Origin of the sequence: Haladaptatus litoreus, assembly GCF_900156425.1 — an archaeon.
Classification (GTDB): Archaea; Halobacteriota; Halobacteria; order Halobacteriales; family Haladaptataceae; genus Haladaptatus; species Haladaptatus litoreus.
On sequence record NZ_FTNO01000007.1, the window covers coordinates 56,506 to 77,908 of the forward strand.

Genomic DNA, 21,403 nt, shown 5'->3' on the forward strand with positions numbered 1-21,403 from the left:
GGAGGATGCTGTTTGACCGAGACTTCCCGACCGATTTTATCACCGTCATAGATTCGGTTCTCGAGCGCGTGGACGACCGAGTTGGTGAAGTTTGGAACGACCACTAGTGAGGAGTTCTCAGTAAACCAATCTCTTCAAGATCTATTCCCCAGACTCGTCGAAGTCACCAACGAGCGCCACGAGAACCCCGCTGAACACCAGTACACCGTGTCCATCAACGACGTGACTGAAGACCTGATGGCCTGCACGTGCCCGCACCACGTTCACCGCACCACCTTCTGCAAACACATGGCCGCCGTCGAAACCGCAACCGACGACGGGACGCTTGAGGCCTTTCTATCGGAGGACAATGAGACCGAACCAGACAACTGCGACTGTGACGGCCTCGGTGGCTTCCCCTGCTGGCCATGCGTGCGAACGGGGCGGAAAGAACTACCGAACTAACCTCATATCCATTCACTATCGATCAATTTCTTTTGTGTCTACGTTTCTTATCCCCCCGATTAGCGGATAGCTGTGTACACCACTGCTCCGAGTGCGATAGATCAAAACCATGTCTCGAGTCAACAGAACGACGAGTAAACTTGGAATGGGCAACCATGTCCGAGTGGACGGAACCAATGAAACGGTCGAACGGCTCGACTGACATATCTCGATACAGTTGATCTCCGAAAAACGTGGTCTAGCGCTCCAATTCGGACCAAACGTGACGGAATTTCCCACTTCGTGTATCCCGTTGTGGTGCCTTTGATGCGGCTTTGATGGCCACTCCACTGATTCCCTGGTTCCGAAGAAACGAGTGAAGGTTCTGCTCGACTTGCGCCCAGACGTCTCGCTCGGTCGTATCAGAAGTACCCTCAACGCGAACTTGGAGTGTGGCGGGGGCTGTACGAACGATTTGCGCTCGATGTACCCCCGACACTTCCTCGACAACACTGGAGAGTGCGAGTGGAAAAATCGGAATTTCTTCTCCATCATTGGTTTCGAACCGGAGAACGTCCCCTTGCCGTCCTTCGACTTCGATGATGGGAAACGCACTCCCACATGGGCAGCGCTCCTCGTACATAGTGATGCTGTCACCGAGGTCGTATCGGACGAGCGGTTGAATTCGGTTTGCTAGGTTCGTTATCAGCACGGTATCGGAAGGCTCACCGAATTCGACCGGCTGATACTCCTCATCAACTGGCTCGAGAACCACCCAGTCAGTATTAGCGTGGAGGTTTCCATGTTCACACTCAACCGCAATCGGGAAGAACTCCGTGGCACCGTAGATCTCACGCACCACACAATCGAATGCCCGTACAAGTTCCTGTTTTTCTGGACCCGAGATTGGCTCCGCAGTCGGGGCAATGAATACCGGATCGAGATCGAGGCGACCATCTCGTTGGGCTTGTGCCAGTTCAACGAGAACGGTCGAGTAGCCAACGAGGAAGGCTGGCTGGTATCGATTGAGTTTGTCTATGAGATCAGACATCGGCTGCATTGGCGAGAACATTTCAATGCGATTTCGGTAGAACGTGGACTCACGGCGCATTAGCGCGACTCCAGACGCACCAGCGAAATGACCACCGGTGACTGCAATCTCTGCACCACGAGCACCGTTCTTGACGATTCGGCTGAACTGCTCGACACCAAGTAATACCGGTAGTGTCCACCGATCCGGGACGACGTTGAGGATGGTTAGTGCGGTCTCATCCTGAACGAAGATACCCGGTTCGCCGGTTGTCCCAGACGTTACCCAGACCGGATACCGATCGAGAAAACGCGTTCCGATCGTCGCTTCGTCGGCGACGAATTCGTCGATTTCGGCTTTCGTCACGGCGGTGTCCGTGACCACGTCGTCGAAATTCTCCATCAGCACCGACTTCGTTACCGGTGGGAACGCTTCGAGGTTGGTAACTTCGTCAGGGATATCCGCATAGTGTTGCTTGTAGAACCGTGACTGTCGCCGGACGAACGACAGTATGTTCTCCAGCCGTCGTTGTTGTTGTATATCGATTTGCGAGCGAGTTGCTCGCCTGGCACGCCAGATTTTGAATGTAATCTTTCCTTTTGTAATCGGATTCATGATGATCGCTTCGATAGGACGATCGTTCTGAAATTCTCCGTGCTTCGTAGTTCATCTACACTTCGCCCGGGACAGACTTTGTTCTTGGCACGTTCCAAGCTAGCCGGTAGACAATATTCCTAATATTTTCCTGTCACAGATTATCGTGGTGTACAGGAGGACCTCATAGCGACATCCAAAATTTGGTATCGATTGATAATCGTTGCTGTCGATGAATAGGTGATGGAAGGGCTGCTCTGGTCCACGCTGGTTGCCATCGTCGCCACCGCTGTCGTTTGGAAAGGGAGTGGGTGGCTCGAAGATGCAAGCGAACAATTGGCCGCGTACTACGGCTTACCCGCCATCGTGCAGGGGGCAATCATCACTGCCGTTGGTTCGAGTTTCCCGGAGCTGTCGAGCACCGTCCTTTCGACGCTGCTGCACGGAGAGTTCGACCTCGGAGTCGGTGCCATCGTTGGGTCAGCGATATTCAATATTCTCGTAATTCCAGGGGTGAGCGGATTGGTCACCGACCGGTATACCTCGAGTCGAGATGTCGTCTACAAGGAGGCGCTCTTTTATATGCTCGCCGTTGCCTCGCTCCTCTTGACCTTCGCGTTGGCAGTCATCTACAATCCACTCGGTGGCGGCGATCTTACCGGGGAAGTGACACGGCTGCTCGTTCTTCCGTTGATCGGTCTGTACGGGCTCTACGTCTTCATCCAATATCTCGATTCTCGAGAGTACGGCGTCCCTCAGGTGACGAGCATCCGTGTGGGTCAAGAGTGGCTTCGTCTCATCACGAGTCTCGTCGTCATTGTCATCGCCGTGGAGGGGCTCGTCCGGGCCGCACTCACTTTCGGCGAGGCGTTTGGAACACCACCGTTCTTGTGGGGACTGACGATACTCGCGGCGGCGACGAGTCTTCCAGATGCATTCGTCAGCGTGCAGGCCGCCCGTAAGGACGAGGATGTCACCAGCCTCGCGAACGTACTCGGTAGCAATACCTTCGACCTGCTTGTGGCAATCCCGGCGGGTGTGCTTATCGCCGGAGCAGCACCGGTCGATTTCGCGCTCGCCGTTCCAATGATGGGGGTGCTCGTCGTCGCGACCGTAATTCTGTTTTCGTTTCTCCGAACGTCAATGGAATTGACCACAACAGAAGCGTACAGCTTGGTTGTCGGCTACACTCTCTTTCTCTGCTGGATGATACTCGAAACCACCGGCGTCGTTCGGACCCTCCCCTGGGGTTAACCGATCGACACTCCGTCGTGATACATAACAAACGTTCGTCGTGTGGATTGTTCGCGTCACCAACGAAGGCCACGAGAACCCCAGAGACAACCAGTAGATCGCCCCCTATCGACGAGCGAGACGACTCCGAACCAAACGACCGCGACTGTGACGGTCTCAATGGTTTCCCATGCTGGCCGTGCGTGCGAACGGGACAGAAAGAACTCCCGAACTAACTACCGATTCAGCCCTTTTTATCCATGGTACGCCAATTGACGTTCTCGGAGATTACCAACCAGCGAACGCTGACGGAAAGCACGGATACAACGACCGACGATACACCCGAGACACCGACGGACCTGCTCGACCGAGCACGACAGCACGCAACGAACATCGCCGTCAAGTACTTCCCGGACCTGCTGGTCGAAGCGATCGACTGGAGGGGTTTTGTACCGGACGAACTGGCAGTCGGGGGTGACGAAATACAACCATTCAGCAGATGAAAAATCAGCGACGAAAAATCCCAGAGAGCAAATACAACACTATTCGAGCTGGTGGAACCTAGACGATCATGCTCGGTGGTCTGCCAGTTACTGGTACTGATAATACTCTTGGCTACGAAAAAGAAATGCTCAACAATGACGGCTCTGATACAGTCGCACTGTTAGATCTGGATGGGAATCTCGTTGCAACGAATGCAGACAATGATTCTCAAAACTCCGCGTCAGAGGAGCCGCCCTCAGAAAAAGATTCTCAAGACGACTGCTAAGATAGCTGGCCACGGAAGTTTTCTCTATTTTCCTAATGTATTTCGATCAAATAATGGATGAACAATATGCGAACCCGCCACTGCGGCTGCCGATATATACATACGTTTGATACACCTGGCCGGTACGAATTTGTCTGCTATCCCCAGAAGGCTCTGAACTAAGGTGGGACAAATAGCGGGGTGTCTATCGTCGGCTTTGGGTAGCTCCCATAGCAACCCCGCCAGCGACACCAAGCGCAGTCCACATAGCAACATCACCTGTTGCTGCTCCAATAGCAGCCCCTGCTGCAATACCCACACCTGTCCATACTCCCATGTTGCTACTTCGAACTCCGGCTTTTTCTGAGATTGCCATATTCATCTCAAGGATGACTATCAATATAACTATGTCTAGTATTAAAAATAATCACGCATATTTATATTTGTGGATTTTTGAGTTATCCACAGTATTTAGACCTTCCAGAACGAGACAAACTATAGTCGTCCGCAACGAACAGAGGGAAAGACACCGACCACTCCAAGACAGATGAGATTACGATCTCGCTGATTTGGAAGGCCTACGAGCAACTCGGATGGGAGCAATTCAGTTCGACGGTGCGCCACGAACTCATTCATGCGTGGCAGTATCACGAGTTCGGCGACGCGGATCACGGCGCAACGTTCACCCGCTGGACAGACGATCTCGAGACCTCAAAACACTGCGAACGCTTCACTAGATCTAAGTGTGGTGGCTCGTCTGCGAGGATTGCGGCGGTCGATTTCCCCGGTATCAACGCTCGAAGGCGGTACGTACCCCCGAACAGTACAGCTGTAGCAAGTGCGGTGGGTCACTATACGTCGAGAAGGCCAACAACCACTGACCGATTCTCGTTCACGTAGTTCTCACCGAGATCGTACGTTATGGGGGATTTGGTTGCTGGAGGTGTGTAGGATCGCCAGCATCCACCGCATCCCGCCATAGTTGGAGGACGGCGAGGGTGACGAGTCGCACTGCAGTGACCTTGATACAGGACGGGACAGCATCACCGTGGGTACCAGTTAACCCTCCTTCGGTGTAATGATAGCGGTAGTAGTGTTTGTCCGTCCACGTGATATCAAACCGTCCTTCATCGGTAGTAATCCCGTCTTCGACGTAGAGATGAAGCGTCTCCGGATTCAGAGCGTTATCAAACTCTGAATCGGTAATGAGTGGCTCGTACTCTTGGGCAACTGTTCGTGCTCTCTTCATGAGATCCTGATCCGGAGCTCCAGTATCGACATACGTCCAATCGTCCGTCATGAATCAGGCTTCCGCGAGCCGATGGGCCTCATCTACTTGCAGCGCAGCTTTTGCAAGAGCGAGATTTTGTCTCGTTGACCGCCATTTCCCAAGATCGCTCCACCCGTCATCACCAGGTTCCAGCTTGATTGCGAGGTCCTCTGGACTCCCGACGTCGTAGGTTTCTCTAAATTCCTGCAGTGTCTCGTTCATCTCTTGGATTCCTGCAATGAGATCTCGATGCGAGTGGGTCCTGCGGAGTTCTTTAATACGGTTGTCGATGCGATGGCCTTCATTACGCTTGTATAGCGTTGTACGTCCATCCTGGTGAGTGCTACCGATACCTTCGTCGACAAGTTCAGTCAGATATTTTCTGGTAGTTGGCTCACTTACTAGGGCCTGCTTCGCGATGTCACTAGCTTTTGTATACTCCGTGGTTTCGGTGAGTATCTCTTTGACTCGCTCCCTGCCTGTTGTGGTGGCTTTCCATTCCTTTTTGACTTGCTCGTTGATATCGGTCATACGTAATACTGAGTGCCACTACGTAAAATAGTTTACCCAAGATCGTATTTGTTACCTACTCTTTTCGAATTCAGTGGGTTTTTTTGACAATATTGTAGTCCGTGACGCTGCCGAGACGGCACAGAAACGCCCACAGGCCGAACAGTTCGTCTTCGACGTCGATGCCCCTGGACTCATCGAAGTCACCAATGAGAGTCACGAGAACCCGGCAGAGCACCAATACACAGTCTCCATTGACGACGTGACCGAGGAACTGATGGCCTGCACGTGCCCGCACCACGTCCACCGCAACGCCTTCTGCAAACACATGGCCGCCGTTGAAAACGCAACCGACGACGGTACGTTTGAGGCATTCCCCTCGGAGAACAACGAAGAGGAGACCGAACCCGAAGACTGCGACTGTGAGGGCCTCGGTGACTTCCCATGCTGGTCATGCGTGCGAATGGGACGGAAAGAACTGCCGAACTAACCCACCGCTTCACCCCGATACTATTTCTACCACCTCGGTTTGTGATCGTCTCATAATCAGTGACTCATACTCACTAAGACTACTCTTTTCTTTTTGTAGCTCGTGTCCACCTCCTATGAGCGACGACTGTACGTACTGTGGAAGTGACGTGCATGCGCATGACCCCGTCTTTGTCGACGAAGAACGAGGAGGAGAACGGACCACTGTTGGACAGTTCTGTAATTATGCGTGTCTCGCCCGGTACATCGAGGAGAGTGAACTCGAGACTGGCGCATGCTGTCAACTTGATCTCTCTTGAGTGACTGATTCCCTGAATTGCTCAACTCACACCCACCATTTCACAGTTCATCGTCTTAACGAAGATTATAGAATCCGATAGTACGTTTGATGGAGCAAGAACGGTGTCAAATCGTAGGTGTGGTGTGCTAGCACATATCTATCTTTATGCTTTTGGATGACGTACATACGACTCGGTGAAGAACCATGGCGAGCGCCGCTGCTAAGAGCAATGTCGAACTCGTTGAGCGCGTCTACGACGCGTTCAACGAAGGTGACATCGACACACCGATGGCCACAATGGCCGAGGATATCGAATGGATCGAGCCTGAGGGCGACATCTACGGTGGGACGTACCACGGTCCTGAGGAGGTCCTAAACAACGTGTTTACCCCCTGTCTTGAGGACTTCGAGGACTTTCAGGTCGACACCGACGAGTTCATCGACGGCGGTGACACGATTGTTGTCCTCGGTACCTTCCATGGAATGCACAGAACGACAGGCAAGCCCCTTGCTGTTCCCTTTGCGCACGTCTGTGAATTGGAGGATGGTCGGATGACCCGGTTCATCGACCACTTAGATACGGTCCTCTGGAATGAGACGTACGAGGCGTAATCGGTACACAAGGTGGCTCAAACTCCATATTTTAACTGTGTCCCTCTGTCGCGCTCGTTTCCACTTGTTGTACTCAGGAAGGTCACTTACTGAGTTTCGTCAGTTTGAATCGAATAGAGCCGCTTTCGAGCATCCGCAAAATAAAGGTTTTCTTCAATAAGACCACATGACTGAAGTTCGTTTAACGCATAGCGAACCGTCCGAGGCGGAAGTCGGGTTTCCGTAGCGAGTTGGTCTTGAGTGAGGTCAGATTCGTATTCTAATACCTTGTAGACCAACTTGGCACTTGGCGGTAATTCATCCAGAGAAGTTAGTTTCTCTTGAGCCATTGTAGTGATGGATTGTCCTCTACAAAGGAAATGTTTCTGGGCTCTCTTTTCTCTCGAATATCGCCCGCAGACGCCAATACGTCGTCTCCATCGACGACGTGACCGAAGACCTGCTGGCCTGCACGTGTCCGCATCACGTCCATCGTGACGCATTCTGCAAGCACATGGCCGCCGTCGAAAATGCAACCGACGACGGGACGCTTGACGCATTCCGGTCGGAAGAGAACACAGAAGAGACGGACGAAGATGACACTGAACCGGCAGAGTGCGACTGTGACGGCCTCGGTGACTTCCCCTGTTGGCCGTGTGCGCGAACGGGACGAAAGAAACTGCCGAACTAATCACCATTCTCCCATCTTTGAAGAAGGCGACAACTGCTTACTGGACCGTGTCATAGGGTACCATATGGGGGCAAAAACACCAACAACTCGTGAGGCTGCTGAACGAACAACCCAGCGGTTAGAGCCCTGGTTAGGAGGGGTTGTCGCCGGACTCGCAGGTGGTATCGCGATGGGGATTCTTCTTCTTTTCTTGAGCCCAGACGCGCTCACAACCGTGATTCCTGCCTTATATGGCCAGCAAGGTGCCATCGCTGGATGGACCATTCATCTCTTCAACAGTGCGGTTCTCGGTCTCGTCTTCGTCGCACTCATCACCTTGACATCGCTTCGTAAATACGCCGATAGTGAACGATCAATGGTCGGGCTTGGAGCCATCTACGGGGTGGTATTATGGGTTGTGACTGGATCATTCCTCTTACCACTGTGGCTCCAAGCCGTCGGCGTACCTGCTGCACCAGCCGTGCCAACGTTCGCGCTTCCCAGTCTCGTCTGGCACCTCGCCTACGGAGTGGTTCTAGGTGCAGTGTATCGATCTGCGACATCCCTGTAACGGACAAGTGAGAATTCATTCACTATTTTCTTACTGTGTCAGTCTAGTATAGAATGTGGCAGTTACTCAAGGAGAGTCTGAGTCAGCATGTGTGCGACTCATTTGTGTGATCAGATACCATTATGAACTGCCCATGGAAGGTGCTTCGCTCCGCCCCTCGCCATGTTCAATATCCATTCAGGGTACCTCGTCTTCCTTTGCATGTCTCTATCTGCATCGAAGCCTGGACTTATAGAAGTCACCACGAGAACCACGAGAACCCCGTAGACCGCAGTATGTCGTCTCCATCGACGACATGGTCTCGTTTTCTAATAAGAGAATATTTATTATGCTATTCACCAGATTCGAATGGCCAGCCATGCTCTCTGTCTGTATTCCTTGCTGATGTCAAGTGCTCTGGTTCGTAGCCGGGCAACACGATGAGATTTTCCCGTCCAAGACGAATTTTGGTGAGGAGATCGTTAGCCTCCATCTCTGAAAGCAGCATGCTGACCTTCGATTTTGACCACCCCGTTTCCGTCACAATCTCTCGTTGGTACAATTTCCCATCGTGATTCAACAGGAGCTGTTCGACGTATGTAGCATCACTAATGATGTTTGGGTCTCCAACTTCCTCCTGTGGTGACGCAGCATCGTCGCTAGGATTTCCAGTAAGATGGGAACGCAATTCATACATGCCTATACTGGCAGCAATGAGTGCAAGGATGAGTCCCCCACCGAGCATCCCGATGAGCACCAAGGGATGATCGCTCTGGAATAGATCTGGTATACACATGGATACCGTGATTTCCTCTCTATTCTCCACTCCTCAACCGTGACACGCTCAAACGTATCGGCCATATTACGATGACGTCAGTCTCCCTTAATGACTTGAAATGGTGATAAATAGCGTGACCGAGCTTACTGATATGCATCAAACAACTTATTCTCGACCCCAGCAGTGGTCAGCGCTAATTGGTTTCTGTGTGGTATCTGTTCTCAACATCATTTCACGGCTGCACCGTTGTAGTGCCATCAGGCAATAAATGGTAGATATGGATCGTTGGTTCGCTAACTGTGTCAATGCTCTCGGACTCAACGAACATCCCAAACGAGAGCCACGAGCATCCCGCAGACCACCAGTACACGGTCTCCATCGACGACGTGACGGGCGAATTGATGGCCTGCACGTGTCCGAACCACGTCCACCGCAACGTCTTCTGTAAACACATGGCCGCCGTCGAAACCGCAACCGACGACGGGACGCTCGACGCCTTCCCGTCGGAGGACGATTCCGAACCAGACAACTGTGACTGTGACGGCCTCGGTGGCTTCCCGTGCTGGTCGTGCGTAAGAACCGGACGAAAAGAACTGCCGAACTAACCACCGCTTCAGTCTCTGTACCGCATATCTTGAAAAAGACTACATCTAGTATATAACGACGATTTCAGTCCAAACCGAGACTCACTTTGAGCGCTGCATCGATTTCGACCATTTTCTCATCACTAACCTGCCCAACGGTTCGCTCAATACGTTTTTCAATATCGACCGTTCGTATTTGATCGAGTTGGACAGCAGAATCCTTGTCGACATCTTCATCGCTTGTACGGAGAATAACCACAAACGGATATTGTGAGAGTGTCGTTGTCATCGGGGCAACGATTGTTGTGGGCGAATACTGATTGCCGGTATCGTTTTGAATAACAACTGCTGGACGGGTCTTTTTGATTTCGGAGCCTTTTGTGGGATCTAGATTTACGAGAACAATATCACCGCGAGAGACGCTCATAGGTAGTCGTTTGCCTCTCTCGATGCCCCTTCCCATTCCTCATTTAGTTCGCGTGCCTGTTCGGCGTTGTCCTTGTATGCTTTCGCGAGTTCTTCATGGTCAACGCCATTCGGCTTCCGGATTACGATTTTGCCATCCTCACGCTCAACGATGACCTCGTCTCCCCCGTGGATATCTTCTTGCTCTCGAATCCACTTTGGGATCGTGACCTGACCTCGATCACCGACACGTCGTGTGTCCTGGGACATTACACAAATTCATATGTTTTTCATATCTATAAGTGCAGCGGGTGAGTTATGGAGAAACAACAAAGCGTTGCGACGGCCTCAACGGCTTCCCTGTGTTGGCCGTGTATGTGAACGGGACGGAAAGTACTGCCGAACTAATCACCGCTTCAGCTCTTTTATCCATGGCACGCCAATTGACATTCTCGGATATCACCGACCAGCGAACGCTCACTAAAAACGCGAACGCTACGACCGACGATACTCCCGAGACATCGACGACGAGTTCCTTGCTGAGCTGACCGACACAGCACTCCGACCAACCGAGATTCACTTCGCAACAACCGACAAATAGCGCTACGATCGAGTTCTGCCCGTCGTAATCGAACACAAATTCGAAGCCTCGTGAGCGAAGTGTCCTGCGCCAGGTATCTGAACACAGAAGACGTGTTGATTCCGACGCTCGTTCCGTACTGAGTGACCGTCGACGTCGTCTATCAGTCAGAAACAGTGACCGTTCGGTCAGGATGGATCGTCACTGTCTGTCCCGCATACTCGAAGCTCACTTTGGGCGAGGCGTGTTGATACAGACTTTCAAGTGCATCAGGGTCGATGGCCTCATACAGGGGAGTCGTGGGCTTTGCGCCCATGGCGTCAGTTACTGCCGTCACCACGGCAGCGGTAATTGATTCCGTGTTTGCGGATGTGGTGCGAATCGATGGCTCTGGCTGCGATGGTGATGAGTTGAGCATATTCTCTGGTGATGGATGTCATGCTAATAGGCGTTTGGGGACAAATGCTACCATAGAGCGCTATTCTTCGAGCAATCTTGACAACCCGACTACTCTGTTCACGGCTATCAGTTCGAGGTCTGGGGAGTGCATACGTACTTCGCAAAACAAGTGAACGGTGTCGATGGCTGATCCTACAGCAATGAATCATCTTCTGCTACTGTTTCGCCTGGCTCTTAGCTCCGCGTGGTGTCAGTGACCGCTTGGTCCATGTCGTTGCCGCAGGTAAGCGCGAACGAATAGATCCCTGATTTACGGAGGAGTATTCGATGAGAGACGGTCACCCGCTGGACCGACACCCTCGATACTTCGCAACACTGCGAACCCTTCACCGCGCCAAAGTGGTGGCTTGTTTGCGATGACTGCGGTGGTCGAATTCCGCGGTATCGACGCTCGAAGACCGTCCACAATCCGGAGCAGTACTGCTGTAGTGAGTGCGGCGGTGCAATTCGCGTCGAAGAGGTCGATGGTCACTGACTGATTCTCGTTTAAGTAGTTCTCGCGTTAAGGAGTAGATACGAGGAAGATTTTCGCGGAGTACCATTGGTTTGCAGAGTAGAGCGTCGATCTCTGAGGTTTAAGTTTGAATGGCCAGAGTTAGTATTATATACTAACGTCTGTTTCTCCTACTCACTGGGTGCGAGTCCATTCTAAATTAGATCTATTGTATCGTAGAAATTATTATGGTTTTTGCGAACGTACTAGTCTTGATTATGTCCGTCCGCACCACAACACGAGGGTCAATCAGTAAATCGTTCGTGAGAGATATCGCCGTCATTTTTGTCGGTCTCCTCGTCCTATCGTGGGTCTTCAGCGGCGGGACAGTCTTGACGTATCTTGCAGTCCTCTTTGCATCTGCGCTCCGAAACATCTACTTCGGTTGGATTGGGAGTGGGCTGCTCTTCTATGTAATCGCGGGTATTGGACTCCTCGCCGAGGCAATCGTCCTCGCAGTCCTCTATCGGCTTGCTCGACGAGTACTTGCGTGAGAATAAATGGGATAAGATAAAGACATTGTACGATTCGTGTACCTTGTCCTCCCGACAACCGCCCTTGAACGACACTCCATGCTACTCGAGCATTCTTCCACCACTGATGCAAGCGATAGACAGAATGGAGTCAGTCATTATACGCTGTAGGTTCAGACACCGTGATCCACCCATCACTGACGACCTCAACCTGATACTGGTTATACCGGAACGAAACACTCCCCTCACTATCACGGATATGCCCCGCAACTTTCGGCCCGAAGAAGCCGTCTTCGATCGCAGCGATATCCACACATTCGTATAAGGGCGAATCTTTGATCTCTATCGGCGCAACATTCTCAGCATCTGCGATCGCGAAGATGATTTCGGTGGTGAGATCGCGATGGCTCTCGCGTTGGTAGTGAGCCTGTGTTACAAACGTCATGTCGGGATCATCGTTTCCATCCGGTGCAAGTCTGGTACCATCCTCGGTGTGGTTATTACTTGAGGTCATCTGTCGTTCTCCGTGTGAAAATGTCCTATCGTACTGTCGTTCCTGAGGCAGTGATACCTCTTTGGGCAGCCATGGGTTACTCGGTACTCTCCCGGTCGAACTCGCTGCGAGCGTGTGTTTCTTGGCGATTGTCGAGACTGCCACCGGCACCCTCCAACGCGGTCAACACTTGCACCGCATGCGGACCCGGCGTGATTGTCTCGGTGTCGGCATCGAACTCAATGACGTCCAAATCAACGAGTTTCGGCACGTGAGAGTGATAGAGTGACGTGTACATTTCGTGGCGCGTGAGCGTCGCGATATTCGTCTCTACGGTGTCGGTCTCCCACGCAGCGAGCTTCGTCGCAAGGTCATCGAGTGACCATTCGGTTGCTTCAGCGAGGGTGTAGACGAGGTAGCGTCGTCGTGGATGGGCAATCGCCTCGAAGACCGGTTGTAACTCGAGGACGACCTCTGCGACATCAATGTCAAGATCGCGCTCGGCGGCGCTCTCCTCGCCGGACTGACTGGAATGGGTCTCCCACTCGTCGGGAGGTGGCTCGTTCCCTGCCATAGTCAATGCTGAGGCGTCAAACAAAAAAAAAAAATTCCGGTAGACACTGTTTCCCTGACTATATTCGACAGATGCGCACTTCATCGCCGTATCGTACCATCCATGGGTACTGGCATATCTCAACCCCGACTATTTGGAGTTACTTAGTAATGACTAGCGGTGCTGTCCTTCTGTCGGTAGCAGATGTCCCCACGTCTGCTTAGTGCACCATGGAACAGTAAATGTCCAATATGGTGTGTCCATCGACTGAGGGTGATTAAGCTGCTGTCGAGGTTGTGTTCCAGCGGCCATAGCCGCGGTGTTTGGCCTGCTATTGTTTGCGTATGAACTCTTGGCGTTTGCTGAACTGGCCGTCTGGCACGCGAGCGTAGCCGATACGGATCAAATCAGTGTTGAACATGAAATTGCCGATGTAGACGTATGCTTGCATGCGACCGTTGTCTGTTTCCACCTGTGGATCAGAGACAACTGTCACAACCTGATGATCCATTTAGGACTTCGTATAGCGAACTGCCTTCTTGTGGATCTGACCGTTCCCGAGGACACGTACGCCGATCAAATCGATGGTCCGGTTCTTCCCATCGTGTTTGATTTTGAGTGTCGTCGGATCGATGACCTCGGTAACACGCGCTTGGAAGCGCTCGCTATTCTCTGGAGTATCAATGTTTGCCGTTGTTGGTTGCCGTAGATACGTCGTCTGCATCCGTTTCTCCGTCTGGGTTTCTGTGGTCGTCGTGGTCGCGGTAGTCGACTCTCCTGTTACTGTTGTTGTGCTAGCGATCGACGTCGTCTGTGTTTCTATTCTCGTCGTCGTTGTTGTAGCGTTGTTACTACCACCGAATCCAAGCCCACCGAGACAGCCTGCGAGGATGATAATCAGGACAAGTCCGAGAAGGGGGAGGGATCGCTGCATACTGGAGATGATTGCTCTGTTTAGTTCAACATTGGGGGTGCCGAATGATGACCGACGGCGAACGGAAACACATCAAATTGTCTCGCCCGAATAACCACTACTGATAATCAGCAGATAATCAGTCGACAGAAACACAGACGATGCCCATTCGGATGAAACACACTGGATTCCGGGTATCCCGGACAGTTGGAGATGACCTCAGTAGGTCTCAACTGGAACACCCAGCGCTTCGAAGTCAGCGACATTGTCCGTGAGCACTGCATCGTCAAGGATCTCGGCCATCGCGGCGATGTACGCGTCGTTCGGCCCGACACCAGCGTTTCCGCCCTCGTGGTCGTCTGCAGCGGCGAGGAGTTCGCCCGCCACCCGAGCGATTTCTTCATCGACCTCGATCCGGGGATAGCCCAGGAGGCGATTTCGTACCTCCTGCTCGGTTGTCTGGCTCCGAGCCGTGGCGACACCGTAGTAGGCCTCGGCGACGACCGGCGTGGGCAACCACTGCATTTCTCCGCGCTCTACGAGTTCCGTCCCTTTCGAGAACGCAGCAGAGTCTTCTGCCATCAGGTCGAACAGGTACGACGAATCGATGATCATTCGTCCGTGTCACCGCTCTCGAAGGCGTTGCGGGCGGCGTCGAGACGGTCGCGGTCACGTCCACGAAGGCGGTCAACTGCCTCCTTGGCGTCCTCCGCGTCCTCTTTCGACAGGAGGCCGGCGACGTCGCTGGGATGAGGGCCACGTGTCATTCGGCGTAGCGTCTCCTCCATCGTCTCACCGTTCTTCTTGTGGGCGTTCAGCCACTCGTGATACTCTTCCGAAACTCGGATGGTTTTGACCATACAATATATTCGGATATATGGGCCTAAGAGTGTTACGCCGCCGATTCTCCTACTCCCTTGTGAACGTCAAGTCACTACCGTCTTGTGCCAACCTCTCGACGTCATAGCCGACCGAGTGTTCCGGCATCGTCTCGGCTCCTGGGACGATTGACCGAAGATTGCATTCGTAGCTGTGTGTGGCGATTTCCGAATAGTGGACAGTCGGCCGGCAGCAACCAGACGAGGTGCCCACCCAGCTGAAACACAGCGGTTTTCATCTGCTTATCCACCGGCCAGACAGTCAGTCGAAGTTCTTCTAACCGTCCTCTTGGTGACACACCGGATTTCCTTTGCTTTTCACCGGATAGACAGCCAGCCCCAGCTCCTGACAGTCTCGCTGATGACACACCAGAGTTCCGCTGTAAACAGCGCTCGCTCGACAGTCCCACCGTTACTAAACCTAACACTCTCCTGCTGGTACGCAGAGGACAGTCCACCGGGCTCTAGCCTGCTCATCTCTACTGTGCTTGTAGCCCTGGACAGTCCAATATGCTGCGCTGTACCGGTTCAGGCGCGGTACCCTGACTTCCTGTGGATAGTCTGGCAGTGTGTTCACTGCCGCCTCCTCGTGCGTTCTGCGGAAGACGGTTGCGCTCCTATTGGCACCCCACCTCTGCCGTCACATGGGTATTCCATGGGTACGTGCTACTGGCACCCCAGCTAGTGTACCAAGACTGGTTGACTACGTGTCGCACCGTGACGGCAAGCCGGGGTTCAAAGTACGACTCTGCGACGTATACGATCACAGGCAGGCTCAGCTGGAACGTTTTCGAGCAACACGGCTGGGAGCAATTCACCCAGTAATCTACTCGCTTCTTCGAACGACAACAGTATCTCCAGCGACGGAAATGCAGCACCCGTTAAAGCTGAACGTCACCGAATTCTCCTTGTGGTCGGTTCGTCTACTCGATTCACTGAAAAGGCCGTCAAGGTGAACAGGATCCATCACAGAGTAGAGTGGATCGAGGTCGATCACTGGCGTGTTCGTCAGGGCGGCAGTTGCCCGAACGACGGCTTCACTCGGTGATTCTCCCTCCCCGATTTCATAAGTGAGTTCGGTGGCTTGGCTGGCAGTCTCGTTATTGTCTGATGAATCATTTGTCATTGTTACGAATGGATCTCACTTTGGAAATCGGGACTCTGGTAGTCGAGGTGATCGAGTCGTGGTCCAAGTAATTCTCGAACGAGGACGACCAGTGGGTTGTCTTCGCCGTCTCCAACTATTGTCCTCTCCTCTGGGTAACTGCTATCGGAGTTCGGCTCATCCAAAATGGCGAGCATGACCTTTCGGCGGTCGACGAGAACCAGGCGACTGACTGTCGGGTACTCCGATGGCGCTCTCAACCATGTATGCTGGGGTTCCCAAAGCGTGACTTCGGGCAGACGTTTGCGACAGAGATCGCAGACCTCGGGATTCTGTGACCCCAGATACAGCTCTACACCTCGGTTGAGAGCGTCTTCCGCGTGGCTAAGACACTCCTCTTCGAGCAAATCAGTGCTGACGTACATGCAGAACAGTTCCTCCTCCGCCTCGTCGGCAAGTTGTTTGCCGTACTCGACCGCTGCCTGACGGCCTTCGAGCACCCCGATCGGGTTCTCGGTAGATTGGGAATCGGTTGGAAACTTCGCCAGCAACTGGTCAAAAACATCCTCGTCAAGCCAGTCAATCTCAGTTACTACATTGGGACGAGACGAAACGATGTTCTCCTCTAAATCGTAGTCAATTACCCCGTATTCTGCGAGTCTTGGGAGAGAGTTATGATGCAACGAGAGCCGTTCCTGTTTGAGCTGACGTTCGTACTCGTCAGCGCTGATCATCGTCTCGTCTCGTTTGACTAGCTGTTCGGCCAGCTCGGTTATGTGGAGCGGCCTTTTGGCATCTTCAAGCACAGCCAGTATCTCCCGATAGTGGGGATCGGATAGAATAGCCGTCCTATTTCGACGCACATTGCTAGTCATATTATTCCAACGCAATAGCTCAACACCGATAAGTCGTCTGGCCCGTGACAGACTGTAGTAAGACCGGCGAGCTAATGGTTTGTACAGGTCCGCATTACGTCCATCGGACCGCCTACTGCAAACACATGGCCGTCGAGAACGCAACCGGCGACGGGACGCTTGAGGCCTTCCCGTCCGAGGACGACAACGATGTCGAACCCGAAGACTGTGACTGTGATGGCCTTGGTGACTTCCCGTGTTGGCCGTGCGTGCGAACGGGACGGAAAGAACTGCCGAACGAACCACCGCTTCAGCCCTTTTTATCAGGGCACACCAATTGACGGTCTCGGATATCACCAACCAGTGACCGACGATACCCCCGAGACACCGATGCCCCTGTTCGGCCACGTACGAATAGAGACGTTTTTTCAACGCTCGCTTGTCTCGCTAGAATTTCGGACAGAGGGTTTAACCACTTTGGAGTCTTATATATCGTGGCTAACCAATGATACGCCCTTCCCGTCGGACAGAGCGCGACGAGACGGAGCACAATGAAGATGAACACGAGGGCGTCCAGGGCTGTCCTGAGTGTGACTCAGAAACCCTGCTTACAAGCGCAAACGGAAGTGAAATCGTCTGTGAGACCTGTGGGTTGATTGTTGAGGAAGAGGCTGTTGACCCTGGACCAGAGTGGCGAGCCTTCAATCACCAGGAGCGCCAACAGAAGTCCCGGGTTGGTGCACCGATAACCGAGACGATGCATGATAAGGGCCTCACAACGAATATCGATTGGAAAGATAAGGACGCCGCCGGTAACACGTTGTCCGCTGAAAAACGCAGCCAGATGCACCGACTGCGCAAATGGCAAGGACGTATCCGAACGAAAGATGCCAGCGAACGTAACCTCAAATTTGCACTCTCCGAGATCGACCGAATGGCGAGTGCACTCGGTGTTCCGCGATCGGTTCGCGAAGTCGCCTGTGTCCTGTATCGTCGCGCACTAGATGACGATCTGATTCGAGGCCGCTCGATCGAAGGGGTCGCGACCTGCTGCTTGTATGCTGCGTGTCGCAGCGAAAATATCCCTCGGAGTCTCGAAGAGATTGCAGATGTATCGCGTGTGGAACGGAGAGAAATAAGTCGTTCATACACGTATATCGGACGGGAACTCGATCTCGAAATACGACCGGTCGACCCAAAACAGTATATTCCTCGATTCTGTTCGGAACTGGGGAGTAGTGACGCTGTCGAAGCGAAAACAAATGAAATTCTCGACGTCGCGTCATCGAAGGGCCTGTTTTCGGGAAAATCCCCCACTAGTTGTGCCGCTGCAGCGATTTACGCTGCGTCACTACTGTGCGGTGAGAAAGAAACACAGCGTGCGGTCGCTACGGCGACACAAGTTACCGAAGTTACCATCCGTAATCACTATCAAGAACAACTCGATGCGGTCGGTCTCCAGTAATTGGGATGGAAAGGTAGCTTCCCACGATTGCAGTGGATCGTATCGACTTTTGCTGCCTCGTCTGCTGATTACGTTCCGAAAAGACTGGCCGTTTTCTGGGATTTGCCATAGAAAGTCACCAGTGTTCGGATCACCACAGATAGCCACGCCAACAGGAGGCACAGTTGGACGGCGTCTGTGGCCCCCCGAGCGGCCGGAGACAAAGACCCCCGCAAAGCGAGAAGTACGGCTTCGGTAGAAGAAACGGTTCGTTCTTGTGAATCCGGTGTGTCTACCCCGCAGAACCACCCAATTGGGGGGGGTATCTATTGAATCTCGTCTTTTGTGGATGTTTGTCTAAATTTTCCCCGGATTAAAAATGAATACGGAAGTCTTAACCGTGTGTTGGGCCTCTGTTTAGTTGTAATGGCAAACGGTAAAGTTGATTTCTTCAACAACACTGGCGGCTACGGTTTCATCACGACGGACGACTCTGACGACGACGTATTCTTCCACATGGAGGACGTTGGCGGCGCTGACCTCGAAGAGGGACAGGAGATTGACTTCGATATCGAACAGGCCCCCAAGGGCCCACGCGCGATGAACGTCGTTCGCGCATAATTCGAGAATCGCATAGTCGCCATTAGGCGACGCTGTGTGACTTTGTTCCATTTTCGGGTGAAAGTACCTCCAGAGCAGTAGCCTTCGCACTGTCCCAGACAGAGGTCGATTAGGCCAGTCAGAATGTACACCAGGTCGAAGGGACACGGTTCGCGGTGGTATCCACTGACGTTACACTCACCGAACCTGAATCAAGATTTCTACAGGGAGATCAAGGCGAGTGCCTCGGGGTCGTTCGGAAGATCTTCGAATCGAAGATCTTCCGTGATGACGAGAGAACTTCTCTCGAACCACTTGACCCTGAGGCGGTTCACTCTCGACCGCCACAGTAGCATCTTCCAGATATGGCAGAGACGTAGGAATCAACTCTGTTTGGAGTGACTTGCCCTCACACCTCTCGTCACACCAACTGATATCCACTTCACAACAGGCGAATAAAGCACTTGTTCTATTCGTCCTCATGCAGTGAGTGGTCTGTCTTTGATTCTGATATTGGCTGGTGAAACGTAATCTGCCCACTGCTCTCGACCTTCACATAGTACGAATCGTAATTGAACAAGACTCGTCCATTCGTATCACGCGGGACCTCACTCGCTCGTGGGCCGAACAGCGCATCGAGTGCCTCGGGATCAATGAACTCCGAGAGCACTGTTAGTTCAATCGGATCAGCGTCGTTCAGTGTTGCAACGGCCTTGAGCAACTCTTCACTGACGCTGTCTGTCATCGGATCAAACTCCGTTTGATAGCCTTTCTTTTGCTCGATATTCTTCCCCAGTCAATTGTCCGACCATACATTTCCGGGCAAACCATGCACAAGGGTGCAGTGTTGTTCGCCTACATTCTTGGTGCAGTATTATTCGGCTGGTACGGCCTCTTTCTCGGGCCATTCCTACTCGTGCTCGTCGTTCAATTCGCAAACATCGTTCTGAGCGACCTCATCCACGGACTACCGTTCTCTCCAATACCGACAGAGACAACGGCTATTGGGACGGATCCAACCGACGCAAAGGTCGACGCTGGCGATGAAACGAAGCACAATGATGAGGAGCCCTTCGATGATACGAATGGTAGCGACGATGTCGACTAACAGGAGACACACTTCGAGTCGAAATTGTCACCAGATACCAAGAGGAATTGATAGAATATAAACACATCTCAGCGAAAGAAGCGTGGGATAGTTCGGGCATCCGAGTTGAGGCTACTTTTGCAATCCAGCAGTGACGCTGGAAACGTAACAGATCATTATTGTTAGATTATTAATCTTTTCTGGGCTAGCGATGAGGTTCAGGGAAATAACAAATACAGTGTTCACTAAACTCTCAAATATAATTCAGCCAGCGTACTACGTTTTTAAGTGGATTTTACAATCTAGATTTTGATAAAGAGCTCGAAGATACGCTGGCGAGTGCCCCATTCACGTAGTCAGAACAAAAGGAGTCGTACAATTTTCTCAGTATTCCTACGAACCCGTCCAGATACGCGGGCAGCGGTGTTTTACGGACGTACACTGAATCCTCTGACGATTATGAGTGACGATGACAGGGATTGGGACGAGTTTGACCCAGAAAAGCGTGAAGAACGCGAGATCGGCCGCGAGATGGTTTCAAAGAGTACGGGTCTTGGGTCGGTTGTGGCGCATTTCTATCGTGGGGAGATGAGCGTGGTCACGACATGGCGTAGCCGGCTTGATGAGACAATCAACTGGGCGGTGACGATCATCGCAGCGATCCTCATCTACGCCTTTTCGACCGAGGGCAAGCACGTGATTCTCCTCACTGGTATGGTGGTGATCGCCATGTTCTTGGGGATCGAAGCCCGACGTTATCAGGCCTATGACGTGTATCGGGCGCGGGCACGGATGCTCCAAGAAAATCTCTTTGCGAACGCGCTCGACCCCTCTCAAGGTGTCGAGCATCGCGACTGGCGGCGTCAACTCAGTGAGGACTATCGAAACCCGACCATCAAGACACCCTATATGGAAGCACTTGCACGGCGGCTCCGCCGGATTTATCTCCCGTTTTTCATGCTCATGCTCGCTGCCTGGATCTTCAAACTCACTGCCTTCTCGAACCAGTCACTACTCGAAACGGCTGCAGTGGGAACGATACCAGGAATCGTTGTACTCGGAGTTGTGGGACTGTTCTACACGATAATGGTTTCAATTGCGTTCTGGCCGCGTGAGCGGCAGTCGAAAGGCGAATTCAACGACACTGAACCCGGCGAATGGAAGAAATCAGATTGATATTTTTCTCCACCCTGAAGGATGGACTGTTCGAGAGAATCCTCGGGATTGTTTCTTCTTCGACTACCGATGATGGATCTTATCGATACGATCGACGGCTGATTCATGATCTGGTTCACAAGTGAGTGGACGCATGTACG

Annotated in this window: 34 protein-coding genes; 16 read left to right on the forward strand and 18 right to left on the reverse strand. The window is 52.5% G+C overall.

The window, feature by feature from the left end:
• The first annotated feature begins 84 nt into the window (after nucleotides 1-84).
• Entirely contained in the window at nucleotides 85-444 is a 360-nt protein-coding gene (locus BW974_RS25065) for a hypothetical protein (RefSeq protein ID WP_076432873.1), read from the forward strand.
• Between the two features lie 238 nt (nucleotides 445-682).
• Here BW974_RS25065 and BW974_RS21560 read toward each other — a convergent pair whose 3' ends face one another.
• Nucleotides 683-2,068 carry a phenylacetate--CoA ligase family protein gene (locus BW974_RS21560; protein ID WP_076432876.1) on the reverse strand — a complete coding sequence of 462 codons (1,386 nt, stop codon included), beginning with the start codon at nucleotides 2,066-2,068 and terminating at the stop codon, nucleotides 683-685.
• Nucleotides 2,069-2,290: 222 nt separating this feature from the next.
• Here BW974_RS21560 and BW974_RS21565 point away from each other — a divergent pair, with 222 nt between their 5' ends.
• The 4 genes from BW974_RS21565 to BW974_RS21575 all read left to right on the forward strand — a co-directional run bounded on the left by BW974_RS21565 (nucleotide 2,291) and on the right by BW974_RS21575 (nucleotide 4,928).
• Nucleotides 2,291-3,301, forward strand: coding sequence for a sodium:calcium antiporter (locus BW974_RS21565; protein ID WP_076432878.1), 1,011 nt, complete (start codon nucleotides 2,291-2,293; stop codon nucleotides 3,299-3,301).
• 239 nt (nucleotides 3,302-3,540) lie between these two features.
• The gene (locus tag BW974_RS21570) at nucleotides 3,541-3,783 is read left to right on the forward strand and encodes a hypothetical protein (RefSeq protein WP_076432880.1); all 243 of its coding nucleotides are present in this window, start codon (nucleotides 3,541-3,543) and stop codon (nucleotides 3,781-3,783) included.
• A 68-nt stretch (nucleotides 3,784-3,851) separates the two neighbouring features.
• Nucleotides 3,852-4,049: a hypothetical protein gene (locus tag BW974_RS25070; RefSeq protein ID WP_139328979.1), complete on the forward strand. Its 198-nt coding sequence runs from the start codon at nucleotides 3,852-3,854 to the stop codon at nucleotides 4,047-4,049.
• 546 nt (nucleotides 4,050-4,595) lie between these two features.
• Nucleotides 4,596-4,928: a SprT-like domain-containing protein gene (locus BW974_RS21575; RefSeq protein WP_245800263.1), complete on the forward strand. Its 333-nt coding sequence runs from the start codon at nucleotides 4,596-4,598 to the stop codon at nucleotides 4,926-4,928.
• 19 nt (nucleotides 4,929-4,947) lie between these two features.
• Here the strand turns inward: BW974_RS21575 and BW974_RS21580 are convergent, their stop codons facing one another.
• Nucleotides 4,948-5,277, reverse strand: a complete 330-nt coding sequence (locus tag BW974_RS21580) for a toxin-antitoxin system TumE family protein (RefSeq protein ID WP_139328980.1) — start codon at nucleotides 5,275-5,277, stop codon at nucleotides 4,948-4,950.
• Nucleotides 5,278-5,331: 54 nt separating this feature from the next.
• The gene (locus tag BW974_RS21585) at nucleotides 5,332-5,829 is read right to left on the reverse strand and encodes a winged helix-turn-helix domain-containing protein (RefSeq protein WP_076432884.1); all 498 of its coding nucleotides are present in this window, start codon (nucleotides 5,827-5,829) and stop codon (nucleotides 5,332-5,334) included.
• A 73-nt stretch (nucleotides 5,830-5,902) separates the two neighbouring features.
• Between BW974_RS21585 and BW974_RS25965 the strand changes: the two genes are divergently transcribed.
• Nucleotides 5,903-6,298 carry an SWIM zinc finger family protein gene (locus BW974_RS25965; RefSeq protein ID WP_175609772.1) on the forward strand — a complete coding sequence of 132 codons (396 nt, stop codon included), beginning with the start codon at nucleotides 5,903-5,905 and terminating at the stop codon, nucleotides 6,296-6,298.
• Nucleotides 6,299-6,781: 483 nt separating this feature from the next.
• Nucleotides 6,782-7,189, forward strand: a complete 408-nt coding sequence (locus tag BW974_RS21600) for a nuclear transport factor 2 family protein (protein WP_076432890.1) — start codon at nucleotides 6,782-6,784, stop codon at nucleotides 7,187-7,189.
• A gap of 86 nt (nucleotides 7,190-7,275) precedes the next feature.
• Here BW974_RS21600 and BW974_RS21605 read toward each other — a convergent pair whose 3' ends face one another.
• The gene (locus tag BW974_RS21605) at nucleotides 7,276-7,518 is read right to left on the reverse strand and encodes a winged helix-turn-helix transcriptional regulator (protein ID WP_076432892.1); all 243 of its coding nucleotides are present in this window, start codon (nucleotides 7,516-7,518) and stop codon (nucleotides 7,276-7,278) included.
• A gap of 59 nt (nucleotides 7,519-7,577) precedes the next feature.
• Here BW974_RS21605 and BW974_RS25075 point away from each other — a divergent pair, with 59 nt between their 5' ends.
• The gene (locus BW974_RS25075) at nucleotides 7,578-7,859 is read left to right on the forward strand and encodes an SWIM zinc finger family protein (protein WP_139328981.1); all 282 of its coding nucleotides are present in this window, start codon (nucleotides 7,578-7,580) and stop codon (nucleotides 7,857-7,859) included.
• Nucleotides 7,860-7,923: 64 nt separating this feature from the next.
• Entirely contained in the window at nucleotides 7,924-8,409 is a 486-nt protein-coding gene (locus BW974_RS21610; protein ID WP_069452990.1) for a hypothetical protein, read from the forward strand.
• A gap of 331 nt (nucleotides 8,410-8,740) precedes the next feature.
• Here the strand turns inward: BW974_RS21610 and BW974_RS21615 are convergent, their stop codons facing one another.
• A complete protein-coding gene (locus BW974_RS21615) occupies nucleotides 8,741-9,214 on the reverse strand; it encodes a helix-turn-helix transcriptional regulator (protein WP_076432894.1) in 474 nt (157 codons plus the stop codon).
• Between the two features lie 257 nt (nucleotides 9,215-9,471).
• Here BW974_RS21615 and BW974_RS21620 point away from each other — a divergent pair, with 257 nt between their 5' ends.
• Nucleotides 9,472-9,771: an SWIM zinc finger family protein gene (locus BW974_RS21620; RefSeq protein WP_076432896.1), complete on the forward strand. Its 300-nt coding sequence runs from the start codon at nucleotides 9,472-9,474 to the stop codon at nucleotides 9,769-9,771.
• A 64-nt stretch (nucleotides 9,772-9,835) separates the two neighbouring features.
• On the opposite strand, the gene BW974_RS21625 is transcribed toward BW974_RS21620, so the two are convergent.
• From BW974_RS21625 to BW974_RS25970, 4 genes are all read right to left on the reverse strand, one after another.
• The gene (locus BW974_RS21625) at nucleotides 9,836-10,177 is read right to left on the reverse strand and encodes a type II toxin-antitoxin system PemK/MazF family toxin (protein WP_076432898.1); all 342 of its coding nucleotides are present in this window, start codon (nucleotides 10,175-10,177) and stop codon (nucleotides 9,836-9,838) included.
• On the reverse strand, nucleotides 10,174-10,425 hold the full coding sequence (locus BW974_RS21630) for an AbrB/MazE/SpoVT family DNA-binding domain-containing protein (protein WP_076432900.1): 252 nt from the start codon (nucleotides 10,423-10,425) through the stop codon (nucleotides 10,174-10,176). Before BW974_RS21630 ends, BW974_RS21625 begins: the two co-directional genes overlap by 4 nt.
• Before the next feature lie 473 nt (nucleotides 10,426-10,898).
• Nucleotides 10,899-11,153, reverse strand: a complete 255-nt coding sequence (locus BW974_RS21635) for a HalOD1 output domain-containing protein (protein WP_076432902.1) — start codon at nucleotides 11,151-11,153, stop codon at nucleotides 10,899-10,901.
• A gap of 291 nt (nucleotides 11,154-11,444) precedes the next feature.
• Nucleotides 11,445-11,666, reverse strand: a complete 222-nt coding sequence (locus BW974_RS25970) for a hypothetical protein (protein WP_175609779.1) — start codon at nucleotides 11,664-11,666, stop codon at nucleotides 11,445-11,447.
• Between the two features lie 239 nt (nucleotides 11,667-11,905).
• On the opposite strand from BW974_RS25970, the gene BW974_RS21640 reads away from it, so the two are divergent.
• A complete protein-coding gene (locus BW974_RS21640; RefSeq protein ID WP_139328982.1) occupies nucleotides 11,906-12,181 on the forward strand; it encodes a hypothetical protein in 276 nt (91 codons plus the stop codon).
• A gap of 130 nt (nucleotides 12,182-12,311) precedes the next feature.
• Here BW974_RS21640 and BW974_RS21645 read toward each other — a convergent pair whose 3' ends face one another.
• From BW974_RS21645 to BW974_RS21675, 8 genes are all read right to left on the reverse strand, one after another.
• On the reverse strand, nucleotides 12,312-12,674 hold the full coding sequence (locus tag BW974_RS21645) for a HalOD1 output domain-containing protein (RefSeq protein WP_076432906.1): 363 nt from the start codon (nucleotides 12,672-12,674) through the stop codon (nucleotides 12,312-12,314).
• 76 nt (nucleotides 12,675-12,750) lie between these two features.
• Complete coding sequence (locus BW974_RS21650; RefSeq protein ID WP_076432908.1) at nucleotides 12,751-13,227, reverse strand: DUF7344 domain-containing protein; 477 nt, start codon at nucleotides 13,225-13,227, stop codon at nucleotides 12,751-12,753.
• 310 nt (nucleotides 13,228-13,537) lie between these two features.
• A complete protein-coding gene (locus tag BW974_RS26775; protein ID WP_245800244.1) occupies nucleotides 13,538-13,717 on the reverse strand; it encodes a thermonuclease family protein in 180 nt (59 codons plus the stop codon).
• Nucleotides 13,718-14,140, reverse strand: coding sequence for a hypothetical protein (locus BW974_RS26780; RefSeq protein ID WP_245800245.1), 423 nt, complete (start codon nucleotides 14,138-14,140; stop codon nucleotides 13,718-13,720).
• Nucleotides 14,141-14,338: 198 nt separating this feature from the next.
• Complete coding sequence (locus BW974_RS21660) at nucleotides 14,339-14,734, reverse strand: PIN domain-containing protein (RefSeq protein ID WP_076432910.1); 396 nt, start codon at nucleotides 14,732-14,734, stop codon at nucleotides 14,339-14,341.
• A complete protein-coding gene (locus BW974_RS21665; RefSeq protein ID WP_076432912.1) occupies nucleotides 14,731-14,979 on the reverse strand; it encodes a hypothetical protein in 249 nt (82 codons plus the stop codon). Before BW974_RS21665 ends, BW974_RS21660 begins: the two co-directional genes overlap by 4 nt.
• An 844-nt stretch (nucleotides 14,980-15,823) precedes the next feature.
• Nucleotides 15,824-16,123 (reverse strand): HalOD1 output domain-containing protein, encoded by a 300-nt coding sequence (locus tag BW974_RS21670; protein ID WP_076432914.1) that lies wholly within the window; start codon nucleotides 16,121-16,123, stop codon nucleotides 15,824-15,826.
• A 2-nt stretch (nucleotides 16,124-16,125) separates the two neighbouring features.
• A complete protein-coding gene (locus tag BW974_RS21675; RefSeq protein ID WP_217694387.1) occupies nucleotides 16,126-16,992 on the reverse strand; it encodes a DUF7344 domain-containing protein in 867 nt (288 codons plus the stop codon).
• Nucleotides 16,993-17,051: 59 nt separating this feature from the next.
• Here BW974_RS21675 and BW974_RS21680 point away from each other — a divergent pair, with 59 nt between their 5' ends.
• From BW974_RS21680 to BW974_RS21690, 3 genes are all read left to right on the forward strand, one after another.
• Nucleotides 17,052-17,297 (forward strand): SWIM zinc finger family protein, encoded by a 246-nt coding sequence (locus BW974_RS21680; protein ID WP_245800246.1) that lies wholly within the window; start codon nucleotides 17,052-17,054, stop codon nucleotides 17,295-17,297.
• 164 nt (nucleotides 17,298-17,461) lie between these two features.
• Nucleotides 17,462-18,421 carry a transcription initiation factor IIB gene (locus tag BW974_RS21685; RefSeq protein WP_076432920.1) on the forward strand — a complete coding sequence of 320 codons (960 nt, stop codon included), beginning with the start codon at nucleotides 17,462-17,464 and terminating at the stop codon, nucleotides 18,419-18,421.
• A gap of 405 nt (nucleotides 18,422-18,826) precedes the next feature.
• On the forward strand, nucleotides 18,827-19,021 hold the full coding sequence (locus BW974_RS21690; RefSeq protein WP_076432922.1) for a cold-shock protein: 195 nt from the start codon (nucleotides 18,827-18,829) through the stop codon (nucleotides 19,019-19,021).
• A 448-nt stretch (nucleotides 19,022-19,469) separates the two neighbouring features.
• Here BW974_RS21690 and BW974_RS21695 read toward each other — a convergent pair whose 3' ends face one another.
• Complete coding sequence (locus BW974_RS21695; RefSeq protein ID WP_084186441.1) at nucleotides 19,470-19,745, reverse strand: DdfA family disk-determining factor; 276 nt, start codon at nucleotides 19,743-19,745, stop codon at nucleotides 19,470-19,472.
• Nucleotides 19,746-19,829: 84 nt separating this feature from the next.
• On the opposite strand from BW974_RS21695, the gene BW974_RS25090 reads away from it, so the two are divergent.
• Nucleotides 19,830-20,108 (forward strand): hypothetical protein, encoded by a 279-nt coding sequence (locus BW974_RS25090; RefSeq protein ID WP_245800247.1) that lies wholly within the window; start codon nucleotides 19,830-19,832, stop codon nucleotides 20,106-20,108.
• A gap of 438 nt (nucleotides 20,109-20,546) precedes the next feature.
• The gene (locus BW974_RS21705; RefSeq protein ID WP_076432926.1) at nucleotides 20,547-21,263 is read left to right on the forward strand and encodes a DUF2270 domain-containing protein; all 717 of its coding nucleotides are present in this window, start codon (nucleotides 20,547-20,549) and stop codon (nucleotides 21,261-21,263) included.
• The last annotated feature ends 140 nt before the right edge of the window (nucleotides 21,264-21,403 follow it).

Bases quoted from the DNA above. Each gene is read 5' to 3' on its own strand.
- BW974_RS21585 (WP_076432884.1), bottom strand. From the start codon at position 5,829: ATGACCGATATCAACGAGCAAGTCAAAAAGGAATGGAAAGCCACCACA.
- BW974_RS21705 (WP_076432926.1), top strand. From the start codon at position 20,547: ATGAGTGACGATGACAGGGATTGGGACGAGTTTGACCCAGAAAAGCGT.
- BW974_RS21605 (WP_076432892.1), bottom strand. From the start codon at position 7,518: ATGGCTCAAGAGAAACTAACTTCTCTGGATGAATTACCGCCAAGTGCC.
- BW974_RS21645 (WP_076432906.1), bottom strand. From the start codon at position 12,674: ATGACCTCAAGTAATAACCACACCGAGGATGGTACCAGACTTGCACCG.
- BW974_RS21600 (WP_076432890.1), top strand. From the start codon at position 6,782: ATGGCGAGCGCCGCTGCTAAGAGCAATGTCGAACTCGTTGAGCGCGTC.
- BW974_RS21670 (WP_076432914.1), bottom strand. From the start codon at position 16,123: ATGACAAATGATTCATCAGACAATAACGAGACTGCCAGCCAAGCCACC.
- BW974_RS21660 (WP_076432910.1), bottom strand. From the start codon at position 14,734: ATGATCATCGATTCGTCGTACCTGTTCGACCTGATGGCAGAAGACTCT.
- BW974_RS21580 (WP_139328980.1), bottom strand. From the start codon at position 5,277: ATGAAGAGAGCACGAACAGTTGCCCAAGAGTACGAGCCACTCATTACC.
- BW974_RS21685 (WP_076432920.1), top strand. From the start codon at position 17,462: ATGATACGCCCTTCCCGTCGGACAGAGCGCGACGAGACGGAGCACAAT.
- BW974_RS21635 (WP_076432902.1), bottom strand. From the start codon at position 11,153: ATGCTCAACTCATCACCATCGCAGCCAGAGCCATCGATTCGCACCACA.
- BW974_RS21620 (WP_076432896.1), top strand. From the start codon at position 9,472: ATGCTCTCGGACTCAACGAACATCCCAAACGAGAGCCACGAGCATCCC.
- BW974_RS21650 (WP_076432908.1), bottom strand. From the start codon at position 13,227: ATGGCAGGGAACGAGCCACCTCCCGACGAGTGGGAGACCCATTCCAGT.
- BW974_RS21695 (WP_084186441.1), bottom strand. From the start codon at position 19,745: ATGACAGACAGCGTCAGTGAAGAGTTGCTCAAGGCCGTTGCAACACTG.
- BW974_RS21630 (WP_076432900.1), bottom strand. From the start codon at position 10,425: ATGTCCCAGGACACACGACGTGTCGGTGATCGAGGTCAGGTCACGATC.
- BW974_RS25070 (WP_139328979.1), top strand. From the start codon at position 3,852: ATGCTCGGTGGTCTGCCAGTTACTGGTACTGATAATACTCTTGGCTAC.
- BW974_RS21625 (WP_076432898.1), bottom strand. From the start codon at position 10,177: ATGAGCGTCTCTCGCGGTGATATTGTTCTCGTAAATCTAGATCCCACA.
- BW974_RS21565 (WP_076432878.1), top strand. From the start codon at position 2,291: ATGGAAGGGCTGCTCTGGTCCACGCTGGTTGCCATCGTCGCCACCGCT.
- BW974_RS21610 (WP_069452990.1), top strand. From the start codon at position 7,924: ATGGGGGCAAAAACACCAACAACTCGTGAGGCTGCTGAACGAACAACC.
- BW974_RS21690 (WP_076432922.1), top strand. From the start codon at position 18,827: ATGGCAAACGGTAAAGTTGATTTCTTCAACAACACTGGCGGCTACGGT.
- BW974_RS21665 (WP_076432912.1), bottom strand. From the start codon at position 14,979: ATGGTCAAAACCATCCGAGTTTCGGAAGAGTATCACGAGTGGCTGAAC.
- BW974_RS26775 (WP_245800244.1), bottom strand. From the start codon at position 13,717: ATGGATCATCAGGTTGTGACAGTTGTCTCTGATCCACAGGTGGAAACA.
- BW974_RS26780 (WP_245800245.1), bottom strand. From the start codon at position 14,140: ATGCAGCGATCCCTCCCCCTTCTCGGACTTGTCCTGATTATCATCCTC.
- BW974_RS21570 (WP_076432880.1), top strand. From the start codon at position 3,541: ATGGTACGCCAATTGACGTTCTCGGAGATTACCAACCAGCGAACGCTG.
- BW974_RS21560 (WP_076432876.1), bottom strand. From the start codon at position 2,068: ATGAATCCGATTACAAAAGGAAAGATTACATTCAAAATCTGGCGTGCC.
- BW974_RS21640 (WP_139328982.1), top strand. From the start codon at position 11,906: ATGTCCGTCCGCACCACAACACGAGGGTCAATCAGTAAATCGTTCGTG.
- BW974_RS21680 (WP_245800246.1), top strand. From the start codon at position 17,052: ATGGTTTGTACAGGTCCGCATTACGTCCATCGGACCGCCTACTGCAAA.
- BW974_RS25090 (WP_245800247.1), top strand. From the start codon at position 19,830: ATGCACAAGGGTGCAGTGTTGTTCGCCTACATTCTTGGTGCAGTATTA.